Origin of the sequence: Rhodococcus sp. WS1, from assembly GCF_003797745.1 — a bacterium.
In the GTDB taxonomy this organism is placed as follows: Bacteria; Actinomycetota; Actinomycetes; order Mycobacteriales; family Mycobacteriaceae; genus Rhodococcus_F; species Rhodococcus_F erythropolis.
Map to the genome: position 1 here is coordinate 294,210 of NZ_RKLZ01000004.1, position 11,032 is coordinate 305,241.

Annotated in this window: 7 protein-coding genes; 5 read left to right on the forward strand and 2 right to left on the reverse strand. The window is 58.1% G+C overall.

The window, feature by feature from the left end; genetic code table 11:
- Positions 1 to 31: 31 nt before the first annotated feature.
- The 5 genes from EEB12_RS29565 (at position 32) to EEB12_RS29585 (ending at position 6,907) form a co-directional block, all read left to right on the forward strand.
- On the forward strand, positions 32 to 1,318 hold the full coding sequence (locus EEB12_RS29565; RefSeq protein ID WP_141489153.1) for a hypothetical protein: 1,287 nt from the start codon (positions 32 to 34) through the stop codon (positions 1,316 to 1,318).
- Between the two features lie 115 nt (positions 1,319 to 1,433).
- Positions 1,434 to 1,979: a hypothetical protein gene (locus tag EEB12_RS29570; RefSeq protein WP_141489154.1), complete on the forward strand. Its 546-nt coding sequence runs from the start codon at positions 1,434 to 1,436 to the stop codon at positions 1,977 to 1,979.
- A gap of 204 nt (positions 1,980 to 2,183) precedes the next feature.
- On the forward strand, positions 2,184 to 4,139 hold the full coding sequence (locus EEB12_RS29575; RefSeq protein WP_141489155.1) for an ATP-dependent nuclease: 1,956 nt from the start codon (positions 2,184 to 2,186) through the stop codon (positions 4,137 to 4,139).
- Positions 4,136 to 6,022, forward strand: a complete 1,887-nt coding sequence (locus EEB12_RS29580) for a UvrD-helicase domain-containing protein (RefSeq protein WP_141489156.1) — start codon at positions 4,136 to 4,138, stop codon at positions 6,020 to 6,022. Before EEB12_RS29575 ends, EEB12_RS29580 begins: the two co-directional genes overlap by 4 nt.
- 285 nt (positions 6,023 to 6,307) lie before the next feature.
- The gene (locus EEB12_RS29585; RefSeq protein ID WP_141489157.1) at positions 6,308 to 6,907 is read left to right on the forward strand and encodes an arginase family protein; all 600 of its coding nucleotides are present in this window, start codon (positions 6,308 to 6,310) and stop codon (positions 6,905 to 6,907) included.
- A gap of 186 nt (positions 6,908 to 7,093) precedes the next feature.
- Here EEB12_RS29585 and EEB12_RS29590 read toward each other — a convergent pair whose 3' ends face one another.
- On the reverse strand, positions 7,094 to 9,325 hold the full coding sequence (locus EEB12_RS29590; RefSeq protein ID WP_141489158.1) for a hypothetical protein: 2,232 nt from the start codon (positions 9,323 to 9,325) through the stop codon (positions 7,094 to 7,096).
- A gap of 1,476 nt (positions 9,326 to 10,801) precedes the next feature.
- On the reverse strand, positions 10,802 to 11,032 hold a 231-nt coding region (locus tag EEB12_RS30710; RefSeq protein ID WP_222839063.1), incomplete at its 5' end, for a hypothetical protein.

The following is an 11,032-nucleotide window of genomic DNA, read 5'->3' on the forward strand; positions in this document are numbered from 1 at the left end:
GAGGACAGATCCAACACAGGAGGGGACCTGAATGTCGGTAACGAACAAGCGCTTAGAACCTGCACGCGGGCACAGCCACCAGCGCATCGTCGAAGACATCGCCCTTGCCTACGCCAGCGCGGACAAGCGAACCAAAGGTGTGCTTCTCGACGACCTGTGCGCCCGCACCGGATGGCACCGAAGCCACGCTCGCCGCGTCCTGAAATGGACCACCACCCCCAGAGCTGTCGACCCGCAACCTCGATCACGGCTGAAGTACAGCCTAGAGACAGTGGAATTACTTACCTGGTGCTGGAAACTTCTCGACATGCCGACCGGAAAGCGGCTCGTCCCAGCGCTTCCCACGCTCGTCGACGCACTCATCCGTCACGGCCACCTCACCTCGGGGACGGCAACTACAGAACAGTTGTTGAGCATGTCGTCGGCGACTGTGGACAGAACCCTAGCCGCAGAGCGTGCACGCAGTACCCACCCGAACTTATGCCCGGCACATGCGCTCGTAGCCGCTGACGCCCCGATCCGCCGTCTCGTCTCTCAGCCCTCAGCAGCGCCAGGACACATCGAAGCCACGATCCACCACCACGGAGACAGATCCCCGATCGTCACCCTCACCAGCACAGCTACCGCCACACGATGGACGACGTACCGTTCCTTCGACTACCGCAAAGACGATGCACTGGGCGCGGCACTGACCTCGATCGGACACGACCTTCCCTTCGCAATCGAAGCGTTGACAGCGACAACATCCGATGAACAACTCGCCGCACGGATAGAGCACTGGTGCGTAGAACAGAACGTCGACTTCTACTTACGCTTGGGTACACCCCACACCCCGAAAACCGGTCAAGCCCAAGACGTTCCTGCACCCACCGAACACTGCACCAGCGACGCGGCCATCGACCTCCTCAACGAGATCTGGCGCGCGCGTGCAGGATTGATCAACAACTTCTACTGCCGGCAATTCGATGCCCGAGGAACCGTCACCACGGCCACACCGTGGCAGATGGTCCACGCCCACCCACTCATAGCTGACGAAGACAAAGCAATCTTCCGCGATGAACACAACAGCGCTGATCCGGTCCAACTGAACAGTTGCCTGACCGCTCTGACCGCGCGCTACGTCAAATTGCACCAAGCCGAGGAGATGTGTTCGCCGATCAAAGCAACGGACAGGTCTTCGCGCCTCCAGCGACCCGCTGGCGCGGACACTGGAGCGCAACTGACCCAGCTACGGCCGAACTCCACACTGACGCCTACGGCGCTGACTAGCCGAAGTCGCTGGAGTTGCTTCTCAGGCCAAGACGGTCACATCGCTTGAAAGGCTGCCGCTGATCGACGGCGGGAAGTCCTCAACAGCGGTGCTCGAAGCATCGAAATATATTCCAACACAACATTACTCAACGTACGACACCGACAATGGAGTGGGATCGCTCATGCAAGAAGTGGCAGTCAATCACTATGCGGACTGGTCGCGCTGGAACTGGCTGGGATGGACCACCTTACTGGGTTTAACCGGCGTGCTGTTCGTCGGAGTCGTCGCCGCGATTTTCGTTGCGATCGACATCGATCGCACACCGTACCGAGACAACGAGTTGGGCTGCTACCTCAGCGCGGCTCTCTTCTCCGCCGCCGCATTCCTCGGTTTCACAGGTACCTTGACATATTTCGTACGCCACCTACCTGGAGCAGGTGGGTCCCTACTCGTCTGCCTGGCATCGAGTGGCGCTGTCGTCCTTGGTCAGTACCTCGTTCACCGTTCATTCGCGGACCTCGTTACGGGTGAAACGCCGAGCGAATGGATCTGGAGAGGTTCCTCGATTGCAGCCATCGCAAGCGGTGTAACGGCATTCGGATACGACGGCCTCAACCGGATCGCCTCATGGATCCCCTCATCTGTTTCATTCGTTGTCGCGCTCATAGTGGCAGGGCTACTGACGGCGTTTGCCCACGCGATAGGAGAGCGCTCCACTGCCGGATGAAGTCCATGTGGACGCTTCACGGGAGGCTTGAGTAGGGCGCCGCACACACGGCTGGACTCGGGCAGTCCCGTTCGTGCACGCCGAACTGCCATGTAGATGGTGACGTGACCTCGATTGTCGAGCTAGCGTCATCCACCGCTTGACTTAAGCTGACAGCGCGGCATCGGCAGATACCAAAGCAGTAAATATCTAAGGGGAACCTGCATGTACGTGGAGAGCGTGACACTGACGAACTTCCAATGCTTTGGGGCGCAGCCCACCACAGTCTCGTTGGACCAGCAGTTAACTGCCTTGATCGGTGCTAATGGCTCCGGCAAGACAGCAGTCTGTCAAGCGCTCCTCCGGTTGTTCGGTGTCACGCAAGAACAACGGCAAATTCACGTCGAAGATTTCCATGTGCCAGCGGATGAGGAACAGTCCCCACAGGAACGAACGCTGGCGATTGAAGTCATCCTCGCCTTTCCCGAACTCGACGTCGCAGACAAAGCGACGCCTTCAAGTATGACCGCCAGCGTCCCGGAGTTCTTCCGTCACATGGCCGCAACAGTTGACGGCCAACTGAAATGCCGCATCGCACTCCGTGCGACATGGACCGACGATGGTTTGATCGAGGGGACCGTTGAGGACGAGCGCCGTGTGATTTACAACTTCGACGAGGACTATGGCGATAACTGGGTTCCATTTCGTGGAGCTGATCGGAATAGGATCCAAATGGTTTACGTCCCGGCCTCGCGTGACGGAGCTCGACAGATTACAACTTTTTTGCGTGGACGATTGTGGCGTGCGAGCCGCTGGTCGGATGATCTGCGCGGGCACGTTACTGATGCGGCGACCGATTTGCTCGAAAAGTTCGAATCTGAGCCGGCCGTATCGACGGTGGAGGAAGCGTTGGCGAAGCGTTGGCAACAACTGCATCAAGATACGACCGACACAGTTCCAACTTTTGAACCGATCAACCGCGACGTGGCTGCACTGGTTGGGAACGCCGAGTTGATGTTTCGGCCATCGCATACTGGCCGTAAACGTCACGCCCGATTTCTGAGCGACGGCCAGCGCTCCATGCTGCACCTCGCTCTCACCGCAGCGACACTTGACATCGAATCGAAGGTAGCGGAAGGCGGTCACGAAGACCGTTTCGACCTCTCCGCAGGTACGCTGCCGACATTGACGCTTCTGGCGGTCGAGGAGCCAGAGAATAGCCTGTCCCCCTACTACCTCTCGCGAGTAGTCAGGCAACTGATGGAGCTAGGCGACGGGCATAGTGCCCAGGCGATGCTTTCAAGCCACTCATCTGGAGCGCTCGCGCGCGTAGCGCCAGACAAAGTCCGCCATTTCCGCCTCGACCCATCTTCCGGCAGCACGGTCGTCAATTCGATTCGACTGCCAGACAATGAGACCGAGGCAGGAAAGTACATTCGAGAAGCGGTACGAGCTCACCCCGAACTGTATTTCGCCCGCTATGTCGTTCTTGGTGAGGGAGACTCTGAAGAGATAGTTATTCCACTTCTCGCAGAAGCCCAGGGGGTGCCCATCGATCGGTCTTTCGTCGCGATGATCCCCTTAGGAGGTCGACATACCAACCACTTCTGGCGACTTCTGGACGATCTCAAGATTCCCCATGCGACGCTGCTAGATCTCGACTGGGGACGAAACGGAGGTGGAGAAGGCCGCATCAAGGACGTATGTGTGCAACTTCTGGAGATCGATATCGACCCCTTTGCGGGCCTCGACGGTTACAACAGCACCGCCGATCTAGTCGGATTGGACAATACCGCCATCAACAAGTGGATCGTCCATCTGCGCACGTGGAACGTGTTTTTCTCGACGCCTCTCGACCTTGACATGTCAATGCTTAGTGCGTTCTGGAGCCCTTACACAACTAATCTCGACCCAGGTGCAACAGGACCTCGAGCAGACCCAGACCCCACCGATGCCGTGCTCGGTGTAGGGCGCCCCACCGGTGGGGAAGCGTCGACGTACTGGGCGGCAACTCGCGGGAACGAGTTGCTCCGCTGGTACCGGTATTGGTTCCTGAACAAGTCGAAGCCCGGCACCCACATGCGAATGCTGACCGCAATGAACACAGAGCAACTTTTGAAGCCGCCACCGGAGCTCGCGGCTCTCATCTCACTCATCAAGCGTGAGCTCCAGATCTCATGACCGCGAAGCTACCCGAGGAGTGGGAGCCGGAGGGTATCGACGAACTCGAACCAGCAGCATGGGCGGCCCTGCGAGACGACGCGCACACCTGCGTCACGGCCGGGCCAGGAGCGGGGAAAACAGAGTTTCTGGCGCAGCGCGCCAGCTACCTACTGGAAACTGGCTTATGCCCCGCGCCGCGCCGAATACTTGCGATCTCATTCAAACGGTCCGCAGCAGCCAATCTCCAACGACGCGTGCAGCAGCGCACACCAGAACATGCCAACCGCTTCGTTTCGATGACATTCGACGCATTCACCAAGAGCATTGTCGACCAATTTCGAGCCCTACTGCCAGAACCGTGGGCAATGAACGGCAATTATGAGATCGGTTATGCGAAGACGCAGGAGGTCGCAGAATTCCTTGATGTGCTAGGACGTAACACGGATCCGGAGATGCTCACGGATCTCCACGGCATTTCCCCCGGCACGTTCCTTGCTGAAATGGTCGCGGTCCATGCTCTCCCCGCAGAACCGACTGAACCAGCCACCGCCACCGAATATGCCGTACATCATTGGTGGTTGGAGAAGTATCGGGGAAAGGAAGCGCCCGTCGTCGACTTCATAATGCTCAATCGGCTCGCCGAACTGATCATTCGGAACAGTGCACACCTCCAGAGCGCGCTTCAACAGACATATCCGGTCCTGTTTATCGACGAGTTCCAAGACACCACGTACGCGCAGTATTCCTTCCTCCGGGCAGCCTTTGCACATCAACACACGACTATCACTACGGTGGGCGACAGCAAACAACGCATCATGGGCTGGGCCGGTGCTCTCGACGACGCCTTCACCGAGTTCCGTTCTGACTTCAGCGCCAACCATTACGAACTGACATGGAACTTCCGGTCCACAGAAGCACTCGTGGATTTGCAGCACCGCTTCGCACAAAAGCTGGACCCATCGGCGGCTAGAGCTGTATCGAAGGCTGTAGCCGACATCGCGGACGAGCCCGCACGAATCTGGTCGTTCTCAACCTTGCAGAAAGAGGCAGCGACAGTAGCTGCGTGGATCGCGGCCGATATGGAAACATCCGGGCGGAAGCCAGATGACTATGCACTAGTGGCTCGACAGAAAGTGGCCCAGTTAGAGGGGCCACTTCGTAGCGCCCTCAACAGGCACGGGATACAGCTACGCAACGACGACGCACTTTTCGGTCAACTGAGCCTTCAGGACTTGCTCAAAGACGAGTACAGCAGACTCCTCGTAGGCGTACTCAAGCTCGCCGCGACCGAAGCGAGTGCGGGCGGCCAACCACAAACATGGCTTGAGGTCAGCTCCAAGTTCGCCCATCTCCGCGGCGCTGAAACAGATATGCAGTCAGCAGGATCTGACAACGAACTATCGACCTTCTTACAGAGTCTTCGACAGCGACTCCGGGAGAACCCATTCAGTGCCCACACAATCGATTTGGTGCACGATCAGATCAGTAGATTTCTCAATGACTCAACCGCAGGTCACATGAGCATGGTCGATAGGCCGGAAGACATCACTGTTCGAGCGGATGCTTTCAAGGCTAGATTGCGCTTTGTCGCAACCGAAAGCGAGTCCTGGCGTGAAGCAGTCGACGCCTATGAGGGAAATGACGCCATTTCGTTATTGACGATCCATCGGAGCAAGGGGTTGGAGTACCACACCGTCTTCTTCCTTGGGCTGGATGATAATCAGTGGTGGTCACACGGTAAAGATCCCGCAGCATCTACATCAGCTTTCTTTGTCGGACTCTCACGTGCTGCGCAACGAATAATTTTCACACAATGCGATGAGCGCGGCGGACAGGTCGAAATTGAGGACTTGTACAAGAGCCTCAACGATGGCGGACTGCAGGTCTCTCGGATCGAATAGAAGAACGGCACCCCGACCATCACCGATCAACAACCGCATGGCTGAATAGATGATCTTCGAGCGCCCTCTGGTTCCGCTCCGATCGCACCGACGGAATCGATCGCGATGCTCGTTTGTGGTAGCTGGTTGACGTCGACGATCAAACGGCGCGCAAGCGTTTTTGGGGGAAGAGGAAGACTGTTTCGTTGGCAGCTGTTCTGTGGCCGATGAGGGTGGCTGCTTCCTCTCGTGACAGGCCGGCCTTCGATATCAGCATCTCTCCGATGCTACGGGCCAACTCTGGTGATGTGTGCTCCCTTCGATGCGGGTCACACGATGATGCGCATGGGTACCGGTCCGGCGAATCTACTGGCGCACGGGCTGATCGATCGCCTCGAACAGAGTGGTTGCCGTACCGAGTTGGTCGAGATCGCGCCGCCGGTGGGTGATTGGTGCAGCGAGCTGAGAACGGGTTTCGCTGTGCAACGAGCTGTCCGGGTTGCCACCGCCGATGCGGTCTCTGCCGGGGCGTTTCCCGTCTTGCTGTCCGGTGACTGCAACACCTCGGTCGGGGTGATCGCGGGCTTGCAAGCCGGCGGTGTCGACCCCGGTTTCGTGTGGTGTGATGCCCACGCAGATTTTCACACGCCGGCAACGGACAGGTTCGGTTCGCTGGACTGTCAGGGCCTGGCCATGCTGGCCGGGCGGGCGTGGCGGGAGTTGGTGCGGCAGATGGGTCTTCGGCCGCTCCGAGACAGTCGGGTCGTCCTCGTCGGTGCACGGTCGGTCGACCGGGATGAATTCGGGCGCTCCGCGCCAGGCACGGTCCTCGGACTTCAGAATGCGATGGAGAAATCGTTGAAGTCGGTGGCTGAGATGATTGGGAAGGCGAGGGCGCATGAATAGTCAGCCGCTATGCCCCGCTGCCGCTGTGAGCGAGGTACCTCGAGCGCGAGCTGCAGAACTGGATGATGAGCAAGTGTCAGCTCGATGGTGCGATGGCAGTTGCTTGCGGCAAGCGCACAATTCCGCAGCGGACAGGTGTTGCTGATTCCCAGGATGGCTGGGTAAACGTGCAATTGTCGGCGAGAATCACCTGTCGGTAGTCGACAATTCCGGGAAGATTTCCGGGTGGGTGATGTCGTCGGCCCAGAACCCGTAACGTTGGCCGAGCACCTGCATCACTGCCTCGGCCTCTGTGTCTCCGTGGTGGAGCGTTAGGTTCCAACGGGGGAGGCTGCTCACTGCTACAGCCCGGATTCCGACTTCCATTGCTTCTCTGGTGATTGTCGCTGCGGAGATTCGAGGGTCGTTCTGTTCTTCGTGGCGCCTAGACTCCGCGACGATCAACGATCTCAATTCCGCGACGCGACCGGCTGTGACTGGGCCGTGATGTGCTTCGATTCGATGGGTTACAGACAGGCTCAGTACGACGCTGAGAAGGTGCCAGTCCTTCCAGCCTTCTGCTCGGAGTTGCTGGAAGAGAGCCCTAATTCTATTGTCTTTCAACAATTCTGGAACTGTATATCGGATAGGGTCAGGTAGCAGTTCATAGCGTTCGGTCAGGATTGCTTGCGCCTTCGCGGCCGAGTAACCGGGTCCGTGTTCCGAGCGTGGTTCGAGGAGTTGGGAGCCTTTTCTAGGGTTCGGCCGGGCCGGATGGCGTAGAGGTTGGTATCGGGTAGCGGCAAGGGGCGGGACTGACTGCGTCCGGAAATGTGCAAGCTCCCGATACGGTCGGCCGACCTCCAAGTTGTTGAACAGACCGTTGTCCGCTGCAGTCTCCATCAATTTGCTGAACTGTTCCACGTCAAGCAGTGAGTTACCGATTAAGACTTGAAAGGCCAGGTGAAGGCTGCTGCCTTCCATGAGAATCTCGGCGTCAGATGCTCGCTCTGGTTCAGCAGGCATGTGCAGCAGCCACAGTCGGCGATCACCGTCCATCCGTGTCAAATAGGTGTTGATGGGACGTTCGTCGGCTGAATATGTCCGGATCTCGATATCGACGTCTTGAGCAAGGACCACCGGATCAAGAGACGCGAACTCGACCAGAAGAACTTGAAGCGTCGAGGTGAAGTCCTCGAGCGCGAGCACGGAATTTTGTTCGTTGCGACTGTGGACGTGCCATCGAACTCCGAGGGCGTGGAAGGTGGCGATTCGGACCGGACCGACGTCACTGAACGGCGCACCGGCCTTATCGGATAGCCAATCCATCCACTCTTCATCGTTTCGGACGGGCATTGCTGCGAGAGATTCGCGCCGTGCTTGAACCAGCGAACCGGTGGGACCCTGGTTCAGTATCTCCCACAGTGCCGGCTCGAAATCCGGACGGGTTTGGTGCGCAACCAAGGTGGAGATCGCTTGACGGTGGACCGCGTCCAGGACGTATTGATGACGATCGAGATTGACGGCGTCTGGTGCATAGTTCATGTGGGCGAGGCTGGCGATCGCCGCCAGGTTTGCCGAGCTGACCCACGCTCCTGCCAAGTTGTCTTGATCGGATGCGGAGAATAACGCTATCGGAACGAATTCCCTATCCGATGGGTCGAGGCTTCCCTGCGCAATGGCGGCCATCGCCAAGGCGTATTTCTTGGCGGCTAGGTACATACCGAGAGCGCAATAGATGTCCATGATGTTAGCCATTGCCCGCAACGTGCCGAAGAGGGTGTCACCGTGGAACCAGTTGACCTTCGCCACATGAAATTCACGCAGCGCGCCCAACAGATTGCCGGCTTTGTGCAGAGCTTGTGCCCGCTGTCGGCATCGCTCCCCGACCGCGATATCACCATCGAGTCGTTTGACGGCGTCATCGAAACCATCGCAAACCTGACGGTAAAGGGGGTGATCAAGCAGAGACGGCGAGAGGAGATCGAATATTGCGCTAACCGTGTCGATCGGGAACGCCGGGGCGTCGGGTAGAAGTTCAACTAGTTCGACTAGCCGCTGCATACCTTCGTCGATATCCAGCAACGGAGCTGCGTCAAGGTGTTGTTGCATCGTGCCCTGATCGATCGCTTCGATCAGGTGCCCGTACTGTTCATCGATCTCGCTCAGACTGACATCGCTCGGCTGGAGGGCGATATCCGAGTAGTCGAATTGTAGTGCGACGTGCGCGGCAGCCTGCAGCAAAGCTGCACGGGTATTGGGACCCCAATCTTGGCTGAGAAGCCCAGCAAGGTGGTAATGCAGGTGCGGTATCCACTCCAATATCTCTGGCAGCGGGATATCAGTATGCCCGAATGCGGCTGCCGCACTACATAGTTGAATCATGACGCTGGCGTTGAAGAGAATCGTGGGATCGGTACTCTGCTCGAACTCAGTCATGAATGTACGAATCAGCGATTCGGCGGTTCGTAGATCTGCGGTACCGCGATATCGCGCCGTGACGATCTCGTAGACGGCATGTAGTCGGACATCGACTACTGGAGTTTGTTCGGCAAGTCGTGTGATCAGCGCGAGCCAACCAGCGAGATCTGCCCGAGCCGGTCCCGGGGGTATCGCGTGGCGCAATCCGTGGCGAAGGTCGAACAGGTCGCCGAGATTGGACGGGTTGCTGTCATTGTTCTGCCAGTAATCACGTAAGTCGATGTACCACTCGGGAAGATCGGATTCAGGTTCAATTACTTGTGGTGCGAGCTCCGTAGGCAGGTTCAAGTACTGCCGAGCGATCCAGTAGAGGTCCGGTTCGGCAAGAAGTTCAGCGAGCGCTAAGCCGTCGATGATCTGCAGTTTGACCCGGTGTTGATCTAGAGCCCACTCTTCGAGGTTGTGCCGCAAACTGGCGGCGATGTCTTCGGTAGCGAAGATGTAGATACGGTCGACGGGGGTTCCCTGAGTACAGATAGCGTCGATGTCGTTCTTGAATTTGGCTTTGAGACCATTCCGTTGGATGGTGCAAGCGAAGACAACGACGTCCTCTGAAGCCAACGCCAAAAACCCTAGCGCGAACGGTAGCTCAGCTGCCAGGTAGGTGTGAAACGACTCGAAATCTCGACCTTGGTCACCGCCTGCCGATACCGGGCCCGTAGCTGGAAGTACGTTGCTGGTAATCCGAAGTTTGGCTACATGTCGGCACAAGTGTTCAAAATCATGATGCCCGTTCACCCCGGACAATCGACTAAGTGACCACCGGATTATCTCTGCAGCTTCGACCGTCGTAGCCACTACTACCTCCCGCTATGTCGATCATCGCTACATAGATGCAATGTCGATGAAGAATAGCCGTTGCTCCCAGACGCAGTGGTCTTTCGTGCCACTGACCCCACATGATGTTCGAGGATCTTGGCGGCGTCGACTGTGTCCGTTGGAGCGCGAGGCGGCGGTCGAGAGGGTACTCAAGCAGATTATCGGCACCCTGCGGTCCATCCTGTGCTTCAACCGCCCGCGTCCAGCGGTCCGTCGCCCACGGCGGGTCCTGTGAATCGGACGGGCACCTGACCTGTGGTGGATGTCGGTGAGGGTGCGTTTGGTTGGTGTGGGTGGTGCCGGGTCGGGTGGGGGGTTGTGGGCTCCTTTTTGAATGTTGTTGTGTGTCAGTAGGTTTCGGTATTCGGTTGGTGTTGGGTTGGTTTCGTGAGTTGTGCACGGTGATGTTTTCGTGAACGTCTAATTATGTTGCGGTGGTGAGTGTTTCGGTGTTCGGCGTTTTCGGGTTGTTTTGCAGTTTGGTGGGTGGGGGTGTATGATTGGGAGCATGATGATGACGAGGCAGTGGACGCGAGACGGGGCGCTTTCCGTGACCCTCCCCTCCTCCCCAGCCTCGTTCGGGTGTCGGGTACCGGTTCAGACGTTGCGATGAATTCAATTGGTGAGAACCAAGATTCGGAATTCAGAGGAGCGAAGCGACTCGATCGGCGGCAACGGCACTCGACCCACTGCGAGCCGCGCAGCGGCTCCCTGGCGGGGAGCGAAGCGACTCGCTCCGCCTCCCGACGCGAAGCGTTGGGGGGAGCGCCGCGGTTGGTGGCTGGCGATCCGACGCCGAAAGTGCAGCTGGAAGGACTGCGGATCGCTTCGGAAGCGTTGTCTCCG